This is a genomic window from Saccharothrix ecbatanensis (assembly GCF_014205015.1).
Classification (GTDB): Bacteria; Actinomycetota; Actinomycetes; order Mycobacteriales; family Pseudonocardiaceae; genus Actinosynnema; species Actinosynnema ecbatanense.
Map to the genome: position 1 here is coordinate 2,023,711 of NZ_JACHMO010000001.1, position 22,921 is coordinate 2,046,631.

Consider the following 22,921-nt stretch of genomic DNA (forward strand, 5'->3'; position numbering starts at 1 on the left):
GTAGTGAAGCCGGGGACCGGTCCCCGGACACCGTCGGTACCATCCCGCCCCGTGACCAGCAAACGCTCGGCGGCCCGCGCGAGTCAGCCGTTCGTCATGATCGCCGTCGTGTGCGTGGCGACTGTGGGCGCGGTCGTGGCCGGAGTGACGCCACCGCTGGCGGCCGCGAAGTTCGCGAACACCGGCCACTGGATGTACAACTCGGTCCTGGGGATGGTGTTCCACGTCGACGGCGCGACGGGCAACCTCGACGCCGAGTTCCCGATCGACGCCGAAGTGGGCAGCCAGGTCCTCCAGAGCGACACCAGCGGCTGGGTGGTCGGCCCGGCCCGGATCACCGAGTTCGACAAGGAGTCGCTGTCACCGCGGCAGTCCGACAAACCACCCTCGGACGAGATCCCGCTGGGCATCGAGGTCGTCGGCGGACCGTACGCGGTCTACCCCAACACCGGCCGGATCATCCGGCTCGGCGACCCGGCCGCGTCGATCCCCACCGATGGTGCGATCGGCAGCCCGGTGGTCACCCCGGACGGCACGATGTGGTTCCACCTCACCGGAAAGGGCCAGATCTGCACGCTGGCCAAGGACGCGGTCGAGGTCTCGGGCTGCCCGGTGTCCGCGCCGCCGGACCACGCGGGCGCGCTGACCATCGTGGACGATCGGCCCGCGTTCCTCGACCTGTTCACGAGCAAGCTGCACACCATCGACGGCGACACGCTCGGCGAGGGCGTCGACCTCGGCGTCCAGCTGTCGCCCAACTCCCGACCCGCCGCACAGGACGCGAACGGCCGGCTGGCCATCCTCGACCCGGGCCCGGCGCAGAGCAGCCTGGTCATGGTGGACACCACGACCACACCGGCCAAGTCGGTGACGGTCGCGCTCGGCACCGGGGACTACGACGGCCCGGTGTCGACGGGTGAGGTCGTCGCGCTGGTGGACCGGCAGAACGGCACGGTGCTGACCTACAGCCCGGACGGCAAGCGGAAGGACGAGAAGCCGCTCAAGGACAAGACGGGCGAGCCGGCGCTGTCCGTGGGCGAGGACAAGCGCGTCTACGTCGAGGACACCAACGGCACGCAGGTGTTGGTGGTCGCCGATGACGGCAAGGTGACGAATGTCGACGTGACCCGAAAGGCGGCCACGTCGACCGGGCCGACCACCACGAAGACGTCCGACCAGTCGGGGCAGGCCAACAACACCGGTCAGCCGCCCAACCCGAACCGGACGGGACTGCCGCCCCGGATCCCCACGCCCGAGCGGACGACGCCGCCCCCGCCGCCCCCGGTGCCGCCGAGCCGTCCCGGTGCCCCGGTCGGAGTCGCCGCCCAGCCCGGCAACGGGTCGGCCACCGTCACGTGGGGCGCCGCGCCGGACAACCGTGCGCCGATCACCTCGTACGTGGTGTCCTGGCAGGGGAGCAACGGTCAGGCCGGGTCCGTCCCGGTCGGCGGCGGAGCGGGCGCGTACCAGGTCAACGGCCTGGCCAACGGCGTGAGCTACACCTTCACCGTGGCCGCGACGAACCAGATGGGCACCGGCCCCGGCGCGTCGACCGGTCCCGTCACGCCGACCGCACCGGTCTCACCGGCCGCGGCGCCGGTCAACGTGCAGGCGAGCTACAACGCGAACGCCCGGCCGGCCCGGGACGTCACGCTGACCTGGGCGCAGCCCGCGCTCAACGGCGGCACGCTGGTGCACTACACGGTCACCGCCACCGGCCTGGGCACGCAGCAGATGCCCGGAACCCAGGTCGTGTACCCGCAGGTGCCGGCAACCCAGGCCGTCACCTTCACGGTGGCCGCGGTGACCAGGACCCCGGACGGGCAGTTCCTCAACGGCGCGCCCGCCTCGGCCACCCACCAAGCCGTGCCCGCGTCGGTGGTCAGCCTAAGCAAGGGCCGTCTCACCGAGGAGTACTGCGGTGATGTCAACGACAGTTGCGCGTGGATGGACGTCGTCCTGACCGGATTCGACCCCAACACCCACTACACCGTCAAGCCTTACAGCACCAATGCCGAATACGGCAACGAGGGGTACACAACGAGGACCGATGCCAACGGTAGCTCGAGCTTCGAACGGTTCGCCTACGCCGGCACCGGGGAAACGGTGTGGGTCGTGGTGACCCACCGAGAGGGCACCCCGATCACTCCGGTCCGGTCGAACGATCAGCCCTGGTGAGTTCTCCAGTCAAGGAAAGGGAAATCGTGACGAAGACTCCCGGTCAGGTATACGAGCTGATCGCGGCGAACGTCCAGAAGGTCGTCCGGGGCAAGCCGCAGGTCGTCCGGCTCGCCGTGGCCGCGCTGTTCAGCGAGGGCCACCTCCTCATCGAGGACGTGCCGGGACTCGGCAAGACCACGCTCGCCCGGTGCCTGGCGCGCAGCATCGGCGGCACCTGGAACCGGATCCAGTTCACGCCCGACCTGCTGCCCGGCGACATCACCGGTGTGCAGGTGTACCACCAGCGCGACGAGAAGTTCGCGTTCCACCCGGGCAGCGTGTTCGCGAACGTCGTGCTGGCCGACGAGATCAACCGAGGCACCCCGAAGACCCAGTCGGCGTTGCTGGAGGTGATGTCGGAGCAGCGGGTCACGGTCGACGCGGTGCGCCACGACGTGCCGAGGCCGTTCCTGGTGATCGCCACGCAGAACCCGATCGAGATGGCGGGCACGTACCGGCTGCCGGAGGCGCAGCTCGACCGGTTCCTGATGCGGCTGCGGATGGGGTACCCGGACCGGGCGTCCGAGGTGCTGGTGGTCATGAGCGACCGCGCCGGTGTCGATCCGGACGAGCTCGAGGCCGTGGTGGACCTCCCGACGTTGCAGAGCGCCATCACGCAGGTGCGCGCCGCCCGGATCGAGCACGCGGTGATCGACTACGCGACGAGCATCACCTCCTCGACCCGGCACCACTCCGAGGTCCGGTACGGCGCGAGCCCGCGCGGCACCATCGCGCTCGTCCGCGCGGCACAGGCGCTCGCGGCGACGTACGGGCGCATGTTCGTGACGGTCGACGACATCAAGGAGGTCGCGCACCCGGTGCTCGACCACCGGCTGATCCTCAAGCCGGAGGCGGAACTGCGGCAGCGGAAGGCCGAGGGCATCGTGGCCGACCTGCTGGCCGAGATCCCGGCGCCGGTCGCGGTCACGACCGTGGCGGGAGCCTGACCATGCGGCTGACCCGACGGGGTGTGTGCACCCTCGCGGTCGCGGTGGTGCTCATCGCGCTCGGTCTGGTCGCGGGCTACCCGTTGCTGGTCACGTTGGGCGCGATCGCGGTGGGTGCGGTGGTCGCCGCGCTCGGTGTCGCCGGGCGGAAGCCCCGGGTGGAGGTCATCCGCGAGCTGTTCCCCGACCGGGTCGAGCGGGATGGCCGGGCCGTGATCACGCTGCGCGTCCACAACCCCGGCACCCGGCGGCAGAGCGGCTTCACCGCGGTCGACCGGGTCGGCGAGGACCGGGTGACCGTCGCGGTCCGGCCGCTCGCCGCCGGTGCGGAACAGCCCTACATGAACGAGTTGCCGACCGGGCGGCGGGGCAGGCACGACGTCGGCCCGCTGACCCTGTTCCGCGCCGACGCGCTCGGGCTGGGCCGGTCCGAGCTGTTCCTCGGCGAGATGGCGACGCTGTGGGTGTACCCGCGGACGCACCCGGTCGGCGCCGTCATCGGCGGACTTCCGCTGCACCACCACGACGGGGAAGCCACGGAGACCTCGCCGCGGGGGTCGCTCGACATCCGCGAGGTGCGTCCGTACGTCCCGGGTGACGAGGTCCGCCACCTGCACTGGAAAGCGACGGCACGGACCGGGCAGCTGATGATCCGCGACTACGCGGACCCGCACCAGCCGCAGTTCACCGTGTTGCTGGACGACAGGCACGAGATGACGGCGCCGGAGTTCGAGGAGGCGGTCGAGCTCGCGGCGTCCCTGGTCGTCGCCGCCGCCCACGCCGATCACCGGTGTCGGCTGGTGACGCCGGGCGGTGTCGACGTCGACACGACCTCGGGGTGGGACGCGGTCCAGCGGTACCTGGAGGAACTGTGCGTCGTGACGCGGACGGAGGACGCGGGCCTGCCGCTCCTGCCCGCCACGCTGGCGCGGGCCGGCGGCGGCACGTTCGTGGTGATCTCGTCCGCGGTGACGGTCACGCCGGATGATCGTGCGGCGCTCGTCGGCATGAGGCCGCGGTACGGGGACATGATCCTGGTGGTCGGGGCGCACGGCGCCGAGCCGGGGGTGCCGGGGGTGCGGGTGCTGCGCGCGGCGAACGCCGTGGACGCGATCCGCCAGTGGCAGACGGTGATCGCATGACGAGGGGCCACGCGGTGTGGCTGCTGCTCGCCACCGCGGTGCCGGGTCTGCTGTTCGCCCCGGTGTTCGGGTTGTGGGCGCTGGTGGCGCCGGTCGTCGGCGTCGTCGTGGCCTGCTACGTCGTGTTCGAGCTGAGCCTCCGGTTTCCGGCGCTGCAGCCGTGGCGGCCCCTGCTCGCGCTGGTCGCGGGCGCGCTCGCCCTGGTCGAACTGGCGCTGTTCGACACCACCCTGAGCGGCCTGCCGACCCCGACCAGCCTCACGCGGCTGGCCGCCGGTGTGACCGATTCCTGGCAGCTCACCCTGCAATCGACCTGGCCCGTGCGGCCGGATGCGGACCTGCTGCTGTTCGTGCCGTTGCTCGTGCTCTTCACCGCCTTGGTGGGGATCGAGCTGCTGCGCTGGCCCGCCGCGGCCGTGCTGCCGAGCCTGGTGCTGCTCCTGGTGAGCCAGAGCTTTATCGCTGTGTCGGGCACGGTGGCGACGCTCGTGGCGCTCGCCTACGCGGTCGTCGTCGCGGGGTTGTTCATCTCTCCGGCCCGTTCGGCGGTCGCGCTGACGGTCGGGCTGAGCGTCGTGGCCGGGGTCGCCACCATGGCGGTGCCGACCGGACCCGCGTACTCGGTGCGGCAGAACCAGTTCGCCCAGGTTCCGCTGCCGAGGGAGGTCAGTCCGCTGGCCGAGGTCGCGGCGCGGTTGTCCGACCCGGACACGGAAGTGTTCCGGTACACGACCGACGCTCCGGTTGATCGCTGGCGGCTCGTGGTGCTGGACGGCTTCGACGGCGTCACGTGGACGACGAGCGACCGCTACCGCAGGCTGGGTGCGGAGATCGGGCCACCGACGGGGACGACCGTGCCGACGACGCAGCAGTCCGCGCGCGTCACCGTTCCGGGCGACGGTCGGTGGCTGCCGAGCCAGGCCATGCCCACTTCGGTGGACGGCACGGTGCGGCCCTTCGTCGACCAGGACACCGGCGCCCTGCTGCTGCCGGAACGCGGTGGCCCGGTGGAGTACGAGCTGCGCTGGCGTGAGCCGGTCGGCGACCTGACCGGCCTCGCGGACGCCGCGGTGTCGTCCGACGTGCCGACCGGCGACCTCGGCACCGTGCCGGACAAGATCACCCAACTGGCGACGACCGCGACCAAGGACGCGCGGCCGACGCTCCGGACGGCGCTGGTGCTGGAGCAGTACCTCAGCGAGAACTACAAGGTCGCGACCGGCTCGGAGCTGCCGACCGGGAGCGGCTGGACGCACCTGCGCGAGTTCCTCCAGGACACCAAGCGGGGGACGAGCGAGCAGTTCGCCGCGTCCTACGTGGTCCTCGCCCGGATCGTCGGCATCCCGGCCCGGTTGGCCGTCGGGTACCGCGCGCCACGGGAGCCGGTGGACGGTGAAACGGTGGTGCGCAACAAGGACGTGCTCGCGTGGCCCGAGGTCGCGGTGGAGGGCATCGGCTGGGTGCCGCTCGACCCGGCCGGCACGGCGAGTGACGCGGGTCCGGCGCCGACCAAGCTGGCCGAGGTCATGGCGAAGGCGCGGGCCGAACTGCCGCCGCCGAACGAGAAGCTGCCCGACCCGCCCGTGGCGGCGCCCGAACCGGTGGACGAAAAGCGTTCCTGGACCGGGGTCGGGATGCTGGCGCTGTGGGGCTTGGCGGGCACGCTCGCGCTGTTCGTGGTGGTGCTGCTGGGGATTCCGGTCACGAAGCTCGTCCGGACCGCGCGACGCAAGCGCTTCACCGGCGTTCGCGGCGTGGTCGGGGCCTGGTGGGAGGCACGTGACCTGCTGGGTGCGCATGGCGCCCGGATCACGCCCGGCATGACCGCCCGCGACCTCGCCGCCGTCTCCGGTGGGTCCGTTGTGGACAGTCTGCACCGCCTCGCGGTCCACCTGGACACGGCGTTGTGGTCGGGGGCCGGTGCGGACGAGGGCACGGTGATGGCCGCGTGGAAGGCCGTCGCGGAGATCCGCCGCACGCTGGCCGGACGTTCGATCGGCGCGCGGATCAGGGCGGTGTTCGTGATCCGATGAGCCAACTCGTGGGCACTGGCCCGGTCGCCGAGGTGTACGCCGTCGAGGGAATGGCGTTGAAGGTGTTCCCCGGCAAGTTCGACCGGCGCACGCTCTCGACGATCGAGCGGGAACGGGCCAAGCTCGCCGAGCTGGCCGTACCCGTGCTGCCGCTGGACGGCGTGGAGTTGGTCGACGGCAGCAAGCACGCCTTCCGGATGGAGCTGTGCGCCGACTCGCTGGCGAGCCGCGTGCGCAGGGAGGGGCCGCTGCCGTCGGAGGAAGTGGCCGCCCTGTGCGGGTCCCTGTCACGAGCACTGGCCGCCGCGCACGCGCTCGGCGTGCTGCACGGCGGGATCACCCCGGCCAACGTGCTGTTCCGCGCGAACGGCGAGGCCGTGCTGGCGGACTTCGGTGTCGTCCAGCGGCAGGAGTTCCGGCGCGATCCGCTGGCCGGTATCGAGTGGGTGTCACCGGAGACGCTGCGCACCGGCGTGGTCGAAGCGGCGACCGACGTGTACGGGCTCGGCGCGGTGCTGCACTTCGCGTTGACCGGGAAGTCGCCGCACCCGAGTCGGATCGGGGAGCTGACCGGCGAGCGGATCCTGCGCGTGCTCGGCGATCCGGTGCCCGCCGTCAGCAGGCCCGACGTCCCCATCGCGCTTTCCACCATCATCGGCCGGATGCTGGCGCCCGATCCGGCGCGGCGTACGGCGCCGGTGACGGCCGACGTGCCCGAGACGCCGCCGGACAAGCCTGCGCGACGTCGTTGGTACGCGGCCTTGTCGGTGGTGGCGGTGCCGGCCGTCGTGCTGGCGGTCGTGCTGTGGCCGCGCGCCACGCCGCAGCCGCCGGCGACGAACTCCCCGCCGCCGCCGATCACGGCCGCGGAGGAAACGGTGGTGGAGTTGAACGAGCCGACCGACCTGGGCGACAAGGTCGCGCTCAGTTGGAGTTCGACGGACGACCGGCTGTACTTCGCGGTCCGCGTCTGGCTGGAAGGCGAGCCGGGCCGGACGGTTCCCGTGGGGTTCGGCAACACCAAGACGGTGGACGTCGATCCCGATCCGGCCCGCAAGTACTGCTTCCTGGTGCGCGGCACCAACGGCGGGGAAGAGATCTTCGAGAGTCAGACCGAGGGCCTGCGTGGGGCGGTCTGCCACAGGTGAGGAGGTCGGGGAGTGGAGCCGAAAGTGGAGTACTCGGGCGGACTCTTGCTGCCCAGGGGACACAACAGCCTGACTCACGGCGTCACGCGCGCCGTGCCGGGGTCCGTGCACGCGCTCGCCCTCGGCGGCGGGTACGCGGTGGGTCCGCGCGACGGCCGGACCGTCTACTTCGGACGGAACCGCCCGCTGGTGCACGTCTGCCTGGGTGAGGACGACCAGCAGGTCAGCCGCAGGCACGGCGAGCTGACCCACCACAAGGGACGGTGGTGGCTGCGCAACACGGGACGCAGGCCGATCCGCATGCCCGGCTCGCAGTGGCTTTTCGCAGACGAGGGCGCGATTCCGCTGGTCGAGGGGTACACGCCGGTGCACGTGCCCGGCTCGCGCGACCGGGAACACCTGCTGGAGATCTACGTCACCGGCGCCGACGGCGACCAGCCCCGGTCCCGCCACAACGCCGACACCGACCCGCCCCGGCCGTACGCGCTCACCCCGGACGAGAAGGTGATGCTCGTCGCCCTCGGCCGGAACTACCTGCTGCGCGAGCCCAACCCCAAACCGCTGACGTGGAAGGAAGCCGCGCTCCGGCTCGCCGAGCTCCAACCTGAGGCGGGGTGGACCGCGAAGAAGCTCGAACGCCGGGTCAGCGTCGTGCGCGACCGCCTGTCCCGCCGAGGGGTGCACGGCCTGACCCGCGAAGAGGTCGGCGAACCCGTCGGCAATGCACTGAACGACAACCTGCTCCGGGAACTCGTGCGATCGACCGCGCTCACGCCGAAGGACCTGGAGCTGCTGGACTGGGGGGCGTGACGCGGGACTCCTCATCGGCGACCAGCGTCGCTCCGATCTCGGCGTGGCGGAGGAGGAACGCGCCCTCGTCGAGCTTCTTCCGCCGGAGCCACGCGGTCACTTCGGTGTTGCACTTGCTGGCGTTGCACGAACGACACGCGGGGACCACGTTGTCCAACGTGTAGCGGCCCCCACGAGAGATCGCGAGCACGCAGTCCCGCTGCAACGGCCCGTCGTTCGCACCGCAGTAGGCACAACCGCCCCACGCCGCTTGAAGCGCTTGCCACTGCACGTCGTCCAGGTCGTGCTCGACCCGGCCCATCCGACGCTTCCGGCGGCGCGCGGCTCGAACCCGGCGGCTCACGTTCACCATCGCGCGACTATACGACGTTCGCTATTGCGTCACCGTTCGACATCGAGTGAGTTGCAACTAGTAGGTTGCATCACGAACGGTCCACATGCAATCATCTGGTTGCGATCGAGGTCGGCACACACAACCGAGGAGATTCGACATGACGACGCTGAAGCCCGGGAGCATGCTGCTCGGCACGACCCGTCCCGCCGAGATGCGGGCCTGGTACATCAAGGCGCTGGCACCGGAGTTCACCGGCGACGGCCCGATCGACCTCGGCGGGTTCCTGCTGGTCATCGACGGGCGCGACGACGTCGACGTGAAGAACGGCGAACCGGGTCGCGTGATCCTCAACTTCCACGTCGACGGCTTCGACGCTGCGGAGGCCCAGCTGAACGCGGCCGGTGTGGAGTGGATCTCGGTCGAGGACCGGGAGAAGGGCAAGTTCGGCACGTTCGCCGATCCGGACGGGAACTACCTCCAGATCATCGAGTGGAAGTAGGGACGTCCGAGGCCGGGGGGTCCTCGGGTGCCCGGTCGGTGCCTCACGCCGATCGGGCGCCGTGGCCACGACAGTCCCTGCGCACGTCCATCTACTGTGGACGGCGTGACGAGCATCCAGGAACGCCTCTACCCCGACTTGCCGTGCTTCGGCTGTGGACACGGCAACCCGAAGGGCTTGCGGCTGCGCAGCTACCCCGGTGACGACGGCGCGGTCACCGCCGAGTTCACCCCGTGGCCCGAACACGACAACGGCCTGGGCTTCCTCAACGGCGGCATCATCTGCACCATCCTGGACTGCCACAGCGCCGCAGCCGTGGTCCTGGAGGCCGAGCACCGCGACTGGCCGCCCCTCCCCGGGGCGGCGCTTCCGTACGTGACGGCCGGGTTGGACGTGAGGTACCTGCGCCCTTCGCCACTGTCGGAGTCGGTCGAACTACGGGCGGTAGTGCGTGAGGCGTCCGAAGCGCAGATGACAGTGGACGTCTCCCTGATCTGGGACGGCAAACCCCGTGCTGAAGCGACCGCCCTGTGGAAGCGCTGGCGCCCCCGGCCCGCAGCGAGCTGAACTCCGCCTCCGTTACGCAGCTACGATCTGACGAAATTCGGCTCTCCTCGCTGACCGGCGCGGGCCACGACCATCGCGGGGGATCGGATGAGGCGGTTTCGGGGCGTGGGCATCGCCCTGGTGGTCGTTGCGTTGTATATGGCGGGCTTCCTGGTCTACGCGCAGCACGATCGGCCGGAGTTCATCCAGGACCGCATCGTCGTTGAGGCGGCGGAGCGCGCCTGCGCTGCCATGACCCGTGAGGTGGGTGCGGTGGTCGGGGAGCCCGTGCAGGCCATCCGGGCTCGCAACGACGCCGTCATCGCGATGATCGACACCGTGCGGGCGGTGGGGGAAGACCGGATCGAGGACGACCGCCCCACGGCCGCGTGGCTCGACGACTGGCGCATGCTCGTGGACGCGCGGGCCCGGTACGCCGACGACCTCGCCGCCGGGCGGGATCCCGAGTGGGCCGTGCCGGTGGTGGACGAGCGTCCGATCACCGAACGCATGATCGCGGTCGAGCTGGACTGCGCCGTGCCGCCGGAGGTCGCCGAAGGCCGCTGAGGTCCCCGACCAAGAGCCGTCCTCCAGCACGGTTCTCGACGCGGAACGGCAGGCCGGGGGCATCGGTGATCCGGTGGGGCGTACGGTGAATCACCTGGGGTGTCAGGAACACCGCGAAGGCGACCGGATGTCAGCGCTTCACCGGTACCTGCCGCGGTGGCTGTCGTGCGGGGGACACGTGAGCATCGAATTCATGCTGACCACGTTGATCGTGGTCATCACGCCGGGTACAGGTGTGCTGTACACCATGGCCGCCGGGTTGTCGCGCGGGACGCGGGCCAGTTTCGTCGCCGCGGTCGGCTGCACGCTCGGCATCGTGCCCCACATGGCCGCCGCGATCACCGGCTTGGCGGCCGTGCTGCAAGCCAGCCCGACGGCGTTCCAGGTGCTGAAGTACCTGGGCGTCGGCTACCTGCTGTACATGGCCTGGGCGGCGATCCGGGACAAGGACGCGCTGACCGTCGCGGAGGACACCGAGCCACGGTCGGCGGGGCGGGTGATCCTGTCCGGCATCCTGATCAACATCCTGAACCCGAAGCTGACCATCTTCTTCTTCGCCTTCCTGCCCCAGTTCGTCTCCCAGACCGACCCGAACGCGTTCGTGCGCATGATCGCGCTCAGCGGTGTCTTCATGCTGGCGACCCTGGTCGTGTTCATCGGCTACGGGCAGTTCGCGGTGATGATCCGCAAGCACGTCATCGCCCGGCCGAACGTCCTCACGTGGATCCGCCGGGCGTTCGGCGTCGCGTTCGTCGGCTTGGCGGCCCGGTTGGCATTCGAATGACGTCCCGCCGGCGGCGGTATCGCTGATCGATGAGGAGACCATGTACTTCGAGCACTCCACGGACGTGTGGGCGGAGTTCCCCGAGCTGGTGGCGGGCGTGCTGTCCGCCGGCGGCGTCGACGCGTCCGCTTCCGTCGCGGACCGGGTGAAGCCGTACTACGACATCGCGGCCGACCGGCTCGGGACCGGTTCGGAGAGCGAGCTGCCGGAGATCCAGGCGTGGCGGCGGGTGTTCTCCCGGATGGGCCTGAAGCCGACGCAGTACCGGTGCGCGTCCGAGTCGTTGCTGCGGCGCTTCCGCAAGGAGCGGTCGCTGCCGGAGATCCACCCCCTGATCGACATCTGCAACGCGATCTCGGTGGCGTTCGCGATCCCGATCGCGGTGTTCGACACCGACCAGGTGGCCGGCCACATCCAGGTCCGGCACGCTTTGGGCGACGAGACCTACGAGACGTTCGCCGGGCAGATCGAGCACCCGGAGCCGCGCGAGGTCGTCTTCGCGGACGCGTCGAACCAGGCGCACGCCCGCCGGTGGACCAATCGGCAGGCGCGCACGTCGGCGGCCCGGTCCACGACGAGTTCGGTGCTGATCGTCGCCGAGGCGCTGCACCCGTCGGCCGCGGCGGACGTGCCGCGGCTGATCGAGGCCGTCTCCGGCGAACTGGCCGCGATCTGGGGCGCGCACGCGACGACCGCCGTGCTGACCGAGTCGTCGCCCCGGTTCGAGATCTGACTCACCTCCGCCGAGGTCTTGCCGAACGCCTCATATGCTGGGTGAGACGTTCCAGGCGGGGGAGGCAGCGGCAGTGCGATACGTGGCCATCGGTGACAGCTTTACCGAAGGGCTCGGCGACGAGCGCCCGGACGGCTCGCTCCGGGGTTGGGCCGACCTGGTGGCGGAAGGGCTCGCCGTCGCCCTCGGGGAGGCGGTCCACTACGCCAACCTGGCCATCCGGGGCCGCCTGCTCGAACCGATCGCCACCGCCCAACTGGACGCGGCACTGGCCCTGTCTCCGGCGCCCACGCTGCTCACCCTCAACGGTGGCGGCAACGACATGATGAGGGCCGGGGTCGACCTGACCCGACTCGTGGACCTGACCGAACGGGCGTTCCGGCGCTGTGCGTCGGCCGGCGTGCGGTTGGTGCTGCTCAGCGGGGCCGACCCGTCGCAGCGGCTGCCGTTGGGTCGCACGGTCCACCGCCGCGGCGTGGTGCTGACCGCGGCGATCGCCGAGTTGGCCGCCCGGCACGACGTCCTGTTCGTGGACGCGTTCAACGACGTCGAGGTCCGCCGGGCCGAGTACTGGTCGCCGGACCGGCTGCACCTCAACGCGGCCGGCCACCAGCGGGTCGCGTCCCTGGTCCTGATGGCCCTCGGGCACACCACCGAGGCGCACGCCGTCGACCCGGGCCCCGCCGCCCGCCGCAGCCTGCGCGTCGAGACCCGCTACTACCGCGAACACGTGCTGCCCTGGCTGAGCCGCCGGATCCGGCGCATCTCGTCTGGTGACGGCGTGACCGGCAAGCACCCCGACTGGGTCTCGATCGAGGCCAAGCCGCGCGTCTGAGGCCTCCGCGGCCCAGGACCGGCCACTCGCCGTTCAGTCGGCCACGCCTCGCTCTGGCGCGGGGGTGGAAGCCAGCCGCGTGAGCAGTTCGGTCAGCAGCAGTCGCTCGCCCGGTGACAGGGGCGGGTCGCGGTGGGTGCTCAGGGTTGCCAGCAGCGCCCGTGCCCGGTCGGGCAGCGCCTCTGTCCGTTGTCCGGCCGGCTGCTCCTGCTTGACGACGGCGGCGAACACGGCATCGCGGACTCGACGGGACAGGTCGGCGTGGGCCGGGGCGTCCGGGTCGGCGACGAGTGTCAACGCCGTGCCGACGCACGCGGAGTGGATGGTGGGCACGGCCTCCTCGGGCGTGACGAGCAGTCGGCCCTGTTCGGCGAGGCGGACCAGGATGCCGTGCAGCATCCGCAACCCCTCCCGTGCCGCGGGGTGCTCGTGCGAGTTGGTGCCGCCGTACATGAGCACGTAGAACACGGGGTGCGTGAGGCCGAACCGGATGTGGCCGTCCCACCCGGCTTCGAGGTCGTCGAGCGGGTCCTCAGACGGCTCGCGGCTGCTCTTCTCGGCCAGGTAGCGCGCGAAGCCTTCGGACGCGACCGATTCGAGCAGCCCTCGTTTGTCCCCGAAGTGGTGGTACAGCGTCGGTGCGGTGATCCCGGCGGCCTGGCACACGTCGCGGACGGACACCGAGTCCACGCCGGTGTCCCGGAGGAGGTCCGCCGTCACGTCGAGGATGTGCTGCCGCGTCGATCTCGCCATGTAACGATGATATACCCCAGGGCTTGCCATCGTTACGCCAGCGCGGTATACCTGACTCAGTTACAGGCGGAGCTATAGCGCCGTTAGGTTCCGAGTCGAGGAGGATGCGGTGCCGGAGTCATCTCGCCCCGCGCGGACCCACACGCGTCGAACGGTGTTGAAGTCGAGCGCGGTCGTCGCGGCGGGCACCGCGTTGCCGCCGGCCGTGGCGCGCGCCGAACCTGCCGGTCCCAGCGCGATCGGCCTCAGCGCGATCGCTCCCGGTGAGAGCGCGGAGATCGCCCTGTCGGTCAACGGCCGCGCACAGGTCCTGACGGTGGAGCCGAGAGTGACGCTGCTGGACGCGTTACGCGAGCGGTTGGGGCTGACCGGGACGAAGAAGGGGTGCGACCGGGGGGAGTGCGGCGCCTGCACGGTCCTGGTCGACGGGGAGCGGGTCAAGTCGTGCCTGACCCTCGCGGTCATGAGGCAGGGCAGCGACATCACCACGATCGAGGGGTTGGCCGACGGGGATCGGCTGCACCCGGTGCAGGAGGCGTTCATCCGGCACGACGCCTTCCAGTGCGGTGCGTGCACGTCCGGGCAGGTCATGTCCGCCGTCGCGTGCATCCGGGAGGGGCACACCGGGTCGGAGGCGGAGATCCGCGAGTGGATGAGCGGCAACCTGTGCCGCTGCGCCTGCTACCAGAACATCGTGGCGGCGGTCGCCGACGCGGCCCGGGAGGTGCGCCGGTGAGGGCGTTCGGGTACACCCCGGTCCGGGAACCGGCGGAGGCGGTGCGCGTGGCGCGGGAGACGCCGGGCGCAGCGTTCATCGCGGGTGGCACGGACTTGTTGAACCTCATGCGGGACGGGGCGCAGCGGCACGAGCACCTCGTCGACATCAACCGGCTCGACCTGGCGTCGGTCACCGACTCGGCGAACGGCCTGCGCATCGGCGGGTTGGCCCGGATGCGGCAGGTGGCCGAGCACCGGTCGGTCCGCGAACGCTTCCCCGTGCTCGCCGAGGCGCTGGAGGCCTCGGCGTCACCGCAAGTGCGCAACATGGCGACGATCGGCGGGAACCTGCTGCAACGCACCAGGTGCGGTTACTTCCGGGACGCGGCCTCGGCGTGCAACAAGCGGTCGCCGGGCAGCGGGTGTCCCGCGCTGGAGGGCTGGAACCGCGGCCACGCCGTGCTCGGCGGTAGCGGGCACTGCATCGCCACCCACCCGTCGGACCTGGCGGTCGCCCTGCTCGCCCTCGACGCGGTGGTGCACCTGCTCGGTCCGGACGGTCCACGACAGGTCCCGCTGGGTGAGTTCTACCTCCGGCCGGGGCAGGTGTCGCACGCCGACACGGTGCTGCGGCCGGCCGAGCTGATCACCTCGGTCGAGGTGCCCCGAGGCACGGCGGCGGCCCGGTCGCGCTACCTGAAACTGCGTGACCGCGCGACGTTCGAGTTCGCGGTCGTCTCGATCGCGGCCGTCCTGGAGATGCGCGGAGGCAGCGTCGGGGACGTGAGGTTGGCGTTCGGCGGGATCGGGACGACCCCGTGGCGCTCGCCCGAGGCAGAGGCGGTCCTGCGGGGAGCGCCGCTGACGGTGGAGGCGATCGAGCGGGCCGGCCGCGCGCTCGTGCGCGATGCCGTGCCCCGGCGGCACAACGGGTTCAAGGTCGAGCTGGTGCAGCGTGCGCTGGTGGAACTGATCGGCGGAATGGGAGGTCTGCGGTGACCGGCCGCTTGGTAGGACGCCCGGTGGTGCGCGTCGACGGCCGTGCGAAGGTCACCGGCGCCGCCCGATACCCGGCCGACGACCCGGTGCCCGGGGCCTTGCACGGGTTCCTGGTGACCAGCACGGTGGCACGCGGCGAGGTGGTCGGCATCGACACGTCGGACGCACTGGCGCACCCCGGCGTGGTCGCGGTGTACACCCATCTCGACCTGCCCCGCCTGACCGTGCCCCCGTTCCCGTACGTCAAGGGGTTCATCCCGCTCCAGGGCACCGCGGTCCACCACGCCGGCCAGCCCGTGGCGATCGTCCTGGCCGCGACGGTGGAGCAGGCGGTGGAAGGCGCGAACCTGGTCCGGGTCGACTACCGCGCCGAGCGGCCGACGGCGTCGATCGACGCCGCGACCGAGCCGCCGCACCTGCCACTCCCGTTCCGCGGTCGGCCCAACGAGATCGCCCGCGGCGACGCGGAATCCGCGCTGGCGGCGGCGGAAGTCCGACTGGACGTCCGCTACTCCAGCCCGACGCGCCACCACAACCCGATCGAGCCGCACGCCACCACGGCGGAGTGGGACGGAGACAGCCTGACGCTGCACGAGACCACCCAAGGCGTCAACCTCACCAGGGTGGTCCTGGCCACGGCGTTCGGCCTGCCACCGGACCGGATCCGCGTGCTGGCCCCGTTCCTGGGCGGTGGTTTCGGCGCGAAGGGACCGATCTGGCCGCACACCATCCTCACCGTCGCCGCCGCGCGGTTGGCGCGGCGGCCGGTCCGCCTGGTGCTCAGCCGCGCCCAGATGTTCACCCTGACCGGCCACCGGTCGGAGTTCCGCCAGCACCTGCGGGTCGGCGCCACGCGACAGGGCAAGCTCACCGCCATCGCCGAGACGACCGCGGCCCAGTTGACCCGCACCGAGGAGTCGATCTTCAACGAGAGCGACTCGACCAGCGTCCTGTACGACTGCCCCGACGTCCACATCAGACAGGAAGGCGTGCCGCTCGACATCGCGACGTCCAGCTACATGCGCTCACCGGAGACCACCGCCCACTTCGGCCTGGAAACCGCCCTGGACGAGCTCGCCTGGCTGCTGCGCCTGGACCCGGTGGAGCTGAGGCGGCGCAACCACACCGAGGTCGACCAGGAGACGGGCTCGCGGATCAGCGGCAAGCACCTGCTGCACTGCTACCGGATCGCGTCCGAGGCCTTCGGCTGGTTCCGGCGCACATCCCGACCCGGCGCCACCAAGGAGGGCGACGAGTACGTCGGTTGGGGCATGGCCACCGAGACGCACACCTTCGCCACCGCACCGGCCGCCATGCCGGTCACCGCGTCGGTCGCGGTCGGCGTCGACGGCAGGGCGGTGGTGCGCATCGCCACCCAGGACATCGGCACCGGCACGTACACGGTGATCAGCCAGGTCGCGGGCGACGCCCTGGGCATGCCGCTCGACGCCGTCACCGCCGTCATCGGCGACACCGCGCTGCCGTATTCGGGCGTGTCGGCCGGTTCGGCGACGATCGCGAGCGTGACCGGCCCGGTGGACAAGGCCGCCCGTGCCGCGCGGGACGCGGTGGTGGCCCTGGCGGTGGCCGACCAGCGGTCCCCACTGGCCGGTGTCCCGACGGACGAGGTGGTGACCGCGCACGGCCACATGTTCCACGTGCGGGACCGCGAGCGACGCGACAGCTACCGCGCCGTCGTCGGCAGGCACGGCACACCGGTCGAGGCGACGGGCAGCGTGCAGAACACGCCGGGCCACTCCTACGGCACGGTCTTCCTCGAAGTCCGGGTGCACGCCAGGCTGGGTTCGGTGCGCGTCACCCGCGTCGTGACCGCCCACGACATGGGCCGGGTGATGAACCGCCGCACCGCACGGGGTCAAGTGCTCGGCGGTGTGACGTGGGGGATCGGGCACGCGCTGATGGAACACACCGTCTACGACCCGCGCACCGCCCGCGTGGTCAACCCGAACCTGTCCACCTACCTCATGCCCGTGTCCGCGGACGCCCCGGCGGTGGAAACCCACTTCGTCGACCGCCCGGACCCGGGCAGCACCGCCCTGGGCGCGCGCGGGTTCGGCGAGACCCCGATCACCGGGGTGCCGGCCGCCATCGGCAACGCCGTCTACCACGCCACCGGCCGACGCGTGCGGGACCTGCCCATCACGCGGGACAAGCTGTTGTAGGGGAGGTCGCGGTGTGCAACTGGTCGTGGTGGCGGTGCCGGAACTACAACTCGCGATATGCGATGCGCATTGTTACGGGCCGCAACGTATTGAGATGAAACGAGACGTCTTACCCAACCTGTGTTCATCGCCAATTGAATTGCTGGGCACCCCGGACCTGCTGCCCGGCACGAAGCGGCTGTTCGACGAGATGGCGGCGGCGCCGGTGCCGTTCCAGTTCGTCCTCCAGTCCGCGCGCGACGGTCGGGTCGCCCGTGCCCTGACCGCCAACGGCACCACGTTCGACACCGTGGCAATTTAGCTTCGGGGCCTGGCCGACGGCTCGACCCGGACCCCGGTACGGTCACGTGCCGGGGTCCGGCACTCGGCCCGTTGGTCGACGCGAAGGTGGAACGGCGCTGAACGTCATCGTCATCGGCGGCGGCCAAGCGGGGCTCGCCGCCGGCTACCACCTGCGTCGCGCCGGGGTGGACTTCACCATCCTCGACGCCCAACCCGAACCCGGCGGCGCGTGGTTGCACGGGTGGGACTCGCTGCGCCTGTTCTCCCCGGCCCGTCACAGCTCGCTGCCGGGGTGGCCGATGCCCCGCTTCCCGCACGAGGGCTACCCGACCGCAGACCACGTCGTGGACTACCTGGCCTCCTACGAGAAGCGGTACGAGCTGCCGGTCGAGCGTTCCGTCCGCGTTCGTTCGGTGCGGCGAGTCGAGGGCGGCTACGACGTGGACGGCCGGTTCGCCGACGCCGTGATCAGCGCCACCGGCACCTGGTGGCGCCCGTTCATCCCCGCCGTGGCCCGTGACCTGCCCGGCCGCCACCTGCACACCGTGCAGTACCGCAACCCGCAGCAGCTCGCCGGACAGCGCGTGGTCGTGGTCGGCGGCGGCAACTCCGGCGCCCAGATCGCGGCCGACCTGGCCGACCACGTGGACCTGACCTGGATCACCCGTCGCCCGCCCCGCTACCTGCCGGACGAGATCGACGGCAAGGCCCTGTTCGGCATCGCCACCCAGTGGCCCGGAGGCGTCGGCGCGCTGGGGGACATCGTCGCCGTCCCACCCGTGCGCGACGCCCGCGACCGAGGACTGCTCGTCGCCCGACCGATGGACCGCCGGCTGGTGGCCGACGCCGACACCGTCATCTGGTGCACCGGCTTCCGCCCCGCCCTCGACCACCTCGCACCCCTGAACCTGCGCGACCGCAACGGCCACGTCCACGCCGGACCCCGCCTCCACCCGCTCGGCTACGGCGACTGGACCGGCCCGGCCTCGGCCACCCTCATCGGCGTCGGCCCCACCGCACGGGCAGCAGTCGCGGAACTCGTCCGGACCTGATCGGATCGGACCGGAACGGTCGGGCACGGCAGGGGTGTCGTCGGCCAGGGTTGAAGTCGAAGGAGGACTCGTGATCTCGGCACTCAACCGGCTCGTCGACCTTGTCGATGAGCACCTCACCGAAGAACTCGACGTCAACGGCTTGGCCAGGGAGCTCGGCACGACCGAGTACCACCTGCGCCGGATGTTCTCGTCGTTGGCCGGAATGCCGCTGTCGGAGTACGTGCGCCGCCGCCGCATGACCGTCGCCGCCGCCGACATCGTCCGGGGCGAGGACGATCTGCTCAGCGTCGCGGTCCGGCACGGCTACGGCTCGACCGAGGCGTTCGGACGCGCCTTCCGGGCCGTCCACGGCGCCGGCCCCGGTGACGTCCGCCGAGACGGAGGCCCTCTTCGCACCCAACCCCAAGTCAGGTTCCGCCTGACCGTCGAAGGGAGTACCCCCATGGACACCCGCATCGCCGACCGCCCCGCGTTCCGGCTCGTCGGGCACGCGGCCCGCGTCCCGCTCATCCACCAGGGCGTCAACCCGCACATCCAGCAGCACATCGCGGCACTTCCGCAGGAGGCGCACGCGCGGCTGAAGGCGCTCAGCGACACCGAGCCGGGAGGTTTGCTGCAAGTCTCGGACGACCTCGATTCCGACGGCGCCGAGGGCAGCGAGTTGACCTACCTGCACGGCGTCGCAGTCCGCCAGGACGCGACGGTCCCGGACGACCTCGACGCCATCGAGGTGCCGACCGGGACGTGGGCGGTCTTCCGCACCGCCGGACCGCACCCCGAGGCCTTGCAGACGACCTGGGCCGCGACCGCCACCGACTGGTTCCCCTCCAACCCGTGGCGCCTGCGCCCCGGACCGTCGATCGTCGCGATCCTGGACCGCGCGGACGACTTCAGCACCGCCACCTGCGAACTGTGGCTGCCGGTCGAACCGGCGTGACAACGGGCGTGACGACCCGGGCAGCGTGAGGCCCGGCCGGTTCCCGGTCATCCGACTGGGAACCGGCCGGCGCCGGCGGATCGGCGCCGACGTCGTCGCTAGGCTCGTCGGGCTCGATCCACCGACCGGCGAGGAGCAGCAGTGACCGACACCTGGGTGCCCGCGGGAATCGACACCTCGAAGCCGTCCGCGGCGCGGGTGTACGACTGCTTACTCGGCGGCGGCCACAACTTCCCCGCCGACCGGCAAGTGGCCGAGTTCATCGTCACCAGGCTGCCGAGGGCGCGGGAGATCGCGGGCTCGAACCGGGCCTTCCTGCGCCGCGCGGTGCTGTTCATGGCCGAGCGGGGCATCACCCGGTTCCTCGACCTGGGCTCCGGCATCCCCACCGTGGGCAACGTGCACGAGATCGCCCAACGCGCCAACCCCGCCAGCCGCGTGGTGTACGTCGACTACGAGCCCGTCGCCGTGGCCCACAGCGAACTGATCCTGAGCGACAACGACCGCGCGGACGTCGTGCGGGCCGACTTCACCGACTCCGACAGCGTCCTGAACGCAGCCGCGGTCCGCGACCTGCTCGCCACCGACGAGCCGATCGGGCTGCTGATGGTCGCCGTCCACCACTTCGTGCCCGACGAGAAGGACCCGGCGGCCCTCGTGGCGCTCTACCGCGACGCCCTGCCACCGGGGAGCTACGTGGCGATCTCGCACCTCACCGCGGACCACGACCCCGACGGCATGGCCGAGGTGACCAGGTCGATGGCCGCCAGCCCTGACCCCATGTTCTTCCGCCCGTTCGACCGCGTGGCCGAGTTGTTCGACGGCATGGACCTGGTCGAACCGGGTGTGGTCGACGCGCCGAGCTGGCATCCCGAACCCGGCATCACCCACGTCGGGACCCCCGTGCAGGGTGTCTACGGCGGCGTCGCCCGCGTTCGTGGCGGTGCAGTCGAAGCCGAGTGACCCGTGCCGCGATGATCAGCGCAAATCCGGGCTGAGGGCGTGCGGCTGTGTCATCATCTGCGCCGTGGGGGACGTCATCAAGGCCGCGCCGAAGGCCATCGAGCTGCTGGGCGACCTCGTGCAGCGCCAGAGCGTCGGCATCGCCGCGCACATCAAAGCGCTGGAGCGCAACCAGGTCTCCGACATCGGCCAGGGCCTCTTCCAGGAGATCACCGGCCACCTGGAGAGCCTGCGCTTCCACGCGCAGGACAACACGCGGCGCGCGCTGAGCCTCGCCGGTTCGTCGGCGGTCGAGCTGGCCGGCGCGGCCCGCTTCTACGGCGCCACGGACCTCGCCGAGGCGGACCGGCTGGACAAGACGTACCCGACGGTCCCGACGTACCCGAGGAACGTCGAGGCGGGCGAACTGCCGGCGGGCGTCGCGTCGAGCGGCTTCACCGACGTGGTCGAGACGAGGTACTACAACGGCCCCGGCGAGACGAGCCTCGAGAAGGAAGTGCTGCGGGACAAGTGGCCGATGGGTCTTGAGGACAAGCTCGCCCAGTGGCTGTCGCCCGGCGACCTCGGCTCGGTGGCCGCGATGGCGGACAAGATCGCGCAGAAGATCCTCGGCTGGAGCCCGCTGGGCCGCATCACCGAGGTCTACAGCGGCGACTGGGACGCCATCTACCGGGAGAGCGTCGTCATCGCCGACACCGGCACCGCGTTCGACGGCATCGTCAAGAACCTCCAGCGCGGCCGTTACGCGATCCAGGAGTTCTGGGACGGCAACGCGGCGGCGGCTGCCGCGCAGTGGCTCGACCGGTTCACCCTCGGCTGCGCGGAGCACGCGAAGTACTGCCACGACGTCGCCAAGAAGGTGTCGCTGCTCGCCGAGGCCGCCTTCCACCTCTACCAGACGATCGGCTTCCTGCTGGAGACGTTGATCGACGCCATCGTCGCGCTGCTCACCGCGATGAGGGGCAAGCCGGTGCTCAAGTTCCTCGGCACGATCGCTGACGTCGCCACCGGTGGGCAGGCGAGGTTCATCGGTTCGATCATCGGCATCGCCAACAAGATCCAGTCCGCGGTCGACCAGCTCTGGGCGATCGCGCACGGTTTCGCGGCCGTCGTGCAGACCGTGCGGGCGGAGGGCGACGGTGTGCGCGCGATCTGGCCGTGGTCCCACTTCGACCACCCGGCGGCGTCATGACGAATCCGTTCACGACCGCCGAGGGCGAGCAGGCACAGCGCAACCTGTTCCGCGCACTGGCCGCGGCGGACGACGGCGCGATGGCCGACTTCGCGAAGGAGGTCGTCGCCGGCCGCCGGAGCCCGCGCGATCTGCTGACCCAGGGCTGGGCGGTGGAGTCGGTGATGGACGAGACCCTCGCCGCGGTCGACAAGTTCCACCGGCTGCCGGAAGCGGAACGCGAGGTGCTGGTCGAGGAGGGGCCGGCGTTCCTCGAAGAGTACGTCGCCGGGCTTGCGGGAATGGACGTCGAGCCGACTCCTCCGCCGGCCAGGCCTGTGCGTGACGATGACGATGACGATCAGGGGCCGTCGTTGCTCAGGGACGCCTGGTAGTCCGCTTCCCCCGGAATCCCGGGCGTACCACCACGAATCACGGCGCGAGGTCGGTGGCGGGGAGTACTTTGGCCGCATGGCAACCGTTTCCGCGCTGGCGACGTACCCGATCAAAGGGTGTGGCGGGGTCGTCCTCGAGCGGGCCGAGGCCACTCCGACCGGGTTGGCCGACGATCGGTTGTTCGCGCCGGTCGGGCCGGACGGGACGATCGTCTGGCAGGGTCAGGCGCCGCTGCTGGCCGCGGTCCGTGCGCGGTTGCTGCACGAGGGCGCGAAGCTGGAGTTGAGCGCACCCGGCGCAGGCGAGCTGGTGGTGGACGTGGTGACGGACGGGCCGACCCAGCCGATCGACATCGAGAAGTGGCCGGGGGCCGGGATCGACCAGGGCGACGAGGTGGCGGAATGGCTGTCCGGAGCCATCGGCACGCCGGTCCGCTTGATGCGCGAGCCGGCGCGGGCGAGCCGTGCCCGCGGCCCGGCCGACCCGGGCGCGCTGCTGGTCCTCTCGCTGTCCACACTGGACGGTCTGAACGCGCGGATCCTGGAGCGCGGTGCGAATCCCGTTCCGATGGACCGGTTCCGGCCCAACATCGTGATCAGCGGCTGGCCCGAGCCGCACACCGAGGACCGGGTGGAACGGATGACGATCGGCGGCGCCGAGATCGGCTTCGGTGAGCCCGCCATCCGCTGCGCGGTCACCCTGGTCGACCAGTCGACCGGGATGCGTGTCGGCCCCGAGCCGTTGCGCACGTTGGCCGACTACCGCCGCGTACCCGACGGCACCATCTTCGGCCTCAAAGCGTCCGTGCTTTCCCCGGGCGCCATCGCCGTCGGCGACAGCGTCACCGTCACCGAATGGCGCTGACCC

24 protein-coding genes are annotated in these 22,921 nt (G+C 71.2%); 22 read left to right on the forward strand and 2 right to left on the reverse strand.

Annotation, left to right across the window (positions count from 1 at the left end; translation table 11 throughout):
- Nucleotides 1–51: 51 nt before the first annotated feature.
- From F4560_RS46050 to F4560_RS08745, 6 genes are read left to right on the forward strand one after another with little or no spacing between them, the layout of a single operon-like run.
- Nucleotides 52–2,178 carry a fibronectin type III domain-containing protein gene (locus tag F4560_RS46050; RefSeq protein ID WP_184918449.1) on the forward strand — a complete coding sequence of 709 codons (2,127 nt, stop codon included), beginning with the start codon at nucleotides 52–54 and terminating at the stop codon, nucleotides 2,176–2,178.
- A gap of 26 nt (nucleotides 2,179–2,204) precedes the next feature.
- Nucleotides 2,205–3,167: an AAA family ATPase gene (locus tag F4560_RS08725; RefSeq protein ID WP_184918451.1), complete on the forward strand. Its 963-nt coding sequence runs from the start codon at nucleotides 2,205–2,207 to the stop codon at nucleotides 3,165–3,167.
- A gap of 2 nt (nucleotides 3,168–3,169) precedes the next feature.
- Nucleotides 3,170–4,309 carry a DUF58 domain-containing protein gene (locus F4560_RS08730; protein ID WP_184918453.1) on the forward strand — a complete coding sequence of 380 codons (1,140 nt, stop codon included), beginning with the start codon at nucleotides 3,170–3,172 and terminating at the stop codon, nucleotides 4,307–4,309.
- Nucleotides 4,306–6,342: a transglutaminase TgpA family protein gene (locus tag F4560_RS08735; protein WP_184918455.1), complete on the forward strand. Its 2,037-nt coding sequence runs from the start codon at nucleotides 4,306–4,308 to the stop codon at nucleotides 6,340–6,342. Before F4560_RS08730 ends, F4560_RS08735 begins: the two co-directional genes overlap by 4 nt.
- On the forward strand, nucleotides 6,339–7,490 hold the full coding sequence (locus tag F4560_RS08740) for a serine/threonine-protein kinase (RefSeq protein ID WP_184918457.1): 1,152 nt from the start codon (nucleotides 6,339–6,341) through the stop codon (nucleotides 7,488–7,490). The genes F4560_RS08735 and F4560_RS08740 overlap by 4 nt, the downstream gene beginning before the upstream one ends.
- Nucleotides 7,491–7,502: 12 nt before the next feature.
- A complete protein-coding gene (locus F4560_RS08745) occupies nucleotides 7,503–8,300 on the forward strand; it encodes an FHA domain-containing protein (RefSeq protein WP_312868871.1) in 798 nt (265 codons plus the stop codon).
- On the opposite strand, the gene F4560_RS08750 is transcribed toward F4560_RS08745, so the two are convergent.
- Entirely contained in the window at nucleotides 8,260–8,652 is a 393-nt protein-coding gene (locus tag F4560_RS08750) for an HNH endonuclease (protein WP_184918459.1), read from the reverse strand. The two genes, F4560_RS08745 and F4560_RS08750, sit on opposite strands and share 41 nt — an antisense overlap.
- A 139-nt stretch (nucleotides 8,653–8,791) precedes the next feature.
- Between F4560_RS08750 and F4560_RS08755 the strand changes: the two genes are divergently transcribed.
- From F4560_RS08755 to F4560_RS08780, 6 genes are all read left to right on the forward strand, one after another.
- Complete coding sequence (locus F4560_RS08755) at nucleotides 8,792–9,133, forward strand: VOC family protein (protein WP_184918460.1); 342 nt, start codon at nucleotides 8,792–8,794, stop codon at nucleotides 9,131–9,133.
- Nucleotides 9,134–9,238: 105 nt separating this feature from the next.
- On the forward strand, nucleotides 9,239–9,700 hold the full coding sequence (locus F4560_RS08760; RefSeq protein ID WP_312868873.1) for a PaaI family thioesterase: 462 nt from the start codon (nucleotides 9,239–9,241) through the stop codon (nucleotides 9,698–9,700).
- A gap of 87 nt (nucleotides 9,701–9,787) precedes the next feature.
- On the forward strand, nucleotides 9,788–10,246 hold the full coding sequence (locus F4560_RS08765; protein ID WP_184918464.1) for a hypothetical protein: 459 nt from the start codon (nucleotides 9,788–9,790) through the stop codon (nucleotides 10,244–10,246).
- Nucleotides 10,247–10,424: 178 nt separating this feature from the next.
- Nucleotides 10,425–11,030, forward strand: coding sequence for a LysE family translocator (locus tag F4560_RS08770; protein WP_184918466.1), 606 nt, complete (start codon nucleotides 10,425–10,427; stop codon nucleotides 11,028–11,030).
- A 40-nt stretch (nucleotides 11,031–11,070) separates the two neighbouring features.
- On the forward strand, nucleotides 11,071–11,763 hold the full coding sequence (locus tag F4560_RS08775) for a B3/B4 domain-containing protein (protein WP_184918468.1): 693 nt from the start codon (nucleotides 11,071–11,073) through the stop codon (nucleotides 11,761–11,763).
- A 73-nt stretch (nucleotides 11,764–11,836) separates the two neighbouring features.
- On the forward strand, nucleotides 11,837–12,598 hold the full coding sequence (locus tag F4560_RS08780) for an SGNH/GDSL hydrolase family protein (protein ID WP_184918470.1): 762 nt from the start codon (nucleotides 11,837–11,839) through the stop codon (nucleotides 12,596–12,598).
- Between the two features lie 33 nt (nucleotides 12,599–12,631).
- On the opposite strand, the gene F4560_RS08785 is transcribed toward F4560_RS08780, so the two are convergent.
- On the reverse strand, nucleotides 12,632–13,351 hold the full coding sequence (locus tag F4560_RS08785) for a TetR/AcrR family transcriptional regulator (RefSeq protein ID WP_184918472.1): 720 nt from the start codon (nucleotides 13,349–13,351) through the stop codon (nucleotides 12,632–12,634).
- A 109-nt stretch (nucleotides 13,352–13,460) separates the two neighbouring features.
- Between F4560_RS08785 and F4560_RS08790 the strand changes: the two genes are divergently transcribed.
- The 10 genes from F4560_RS08790 to F4560_RS08835 all read left to right on the forward strand — a co-directional run bounded on the left by F4560_RS08790 (nucleotide 13,461) and on the right by F4560_RS08835 (nucleotide 22,918).
- Nucleotides 13,461–14,087, forward strand: a complete 627-nt coding sequence (locus F4560_RS08790; RefSeq protein ID WP_312868875.1) for a (2Fe-2S)-binding protein — start codon at nucleotides 13,461–13,463, stop codon at nucleotides 14,085–14,087.
- Nucleotides 14,084–15,067: an FAD binding domain-containing protein gene (locus F4560_RS08795; RefSeq protein WP_184918476.1), complete on the forward strand. Its 984-nt coding sequence runs from the start codon at nucleotides 14,084–14,086 to the stop codon at nucleotides 15,065–15,067. Before F4560_RS08790 ends, F4560_RS08795 begins: the two co-directional genes overlap by 4 nt.
- A complete protein-coding gene (locus F4560_RS08800) occupies nucleotides 15,064–17,250 on the forward strand; it encodes a xanthine dehydrogenase family protein molybdopterin-binding subunit (protein WP_184918478.1) in 2,187 nt (728 codons plus the stop codon). Before F4560_RS08795 ends, F4560_RS08800 begins: the two co-directional genes overlap by 4 nt.
- A gap of 13 nt (nucleotides 17,251–17,263) precedes the next feature.
- Entirely contained in the window at nucleotides 17,264–17,551 is a 288-nt protein-coding gene (locus F4560_RS08805) for a hypothetical protein (RefSeq protein ID WP_184918480.1), read from the forward strand.
- 46 nt (nucleotides 17,552–17,597) lie between these two features.
- Nucleotides 17,598–18,584: an ArsO family NAD(P)H-dependent flavin-containing monooxygenase gene (locus F4560_RS08810; protein ID WP_312868878.1), complete on the forward strand. Its 987-nt coding sequence runs from the start codon at nucleotides 17,598–17,600 to the stop codon at nucleotides 18,582–18,584.
- A gap of 70 nt (nucleotides 18,585–18,654) precedes the next feature.
- A complete protein-coding gene (locus F4560_RS08815) occupies nucleotides 18,655–19,524 on the forward strand; it encodes an AraC family transcriptional regulator (RefSeq protein ID WP_184918482.1) in 870 nt (289 codons plus the stop codon).
- A gap of 141 nt (nucleotides 19,525–19,665) precedes the next feature.
- Nucleotides 19,666–20,487 (forward strand): SAM-dependent methyltransferase, encoded by an 822-nt coding sequence (locus F4560_RS08820; RefSeq protein WP_184918484.1) that lies wholly within the window; start codon nucleotides 19,666–19,668, stop codon nucleotides 20,485–20,487.
- 64 nt (nucleotides 20,488–20,551) lie between these two features.
- The gene (locus tag F4560_RS08825) at nucleotides 20,552–21,679 is read left to right on the forward strand and encodes a hypothetical protein (RefSeq protein ID WP_184918486.1); all 1,128 of its coding nucleotides are present in this window, start codon (nucleotides 20,552–20,554) and stop codon (nucleotides 21,677–21,679) included.
- Complete coding sequence (locus F4560_RS08830) at nucleotides 21,676–22,053, forward strand: hypothetical protein (protein ID WP_184918488.1); 378 nt, start codon at nucleotides 21,676–21,678, stop codon at nucleotides 22,051–22,053. Before F4560_RS08825 ends, F4560_RS08830 begins: the two co-directional genes overlap by 4 nt.
- Before the next feature lie 76 nt (nucleotides 22,054–22,129).
- Nucleotides 22,130–22,918, forward strand: a complete 789-nt coding sequence (locus F4560_RS08835) for an MOSC domain-containing protein (RefSeq protein ID WP_184918490.1) — start codon at nucleotides 22,130–22,132, stop codon at nucleotides 22,916–22,918.
- Nucleotides 22,919–22,921: the final 3 nt, after the last annotated feature.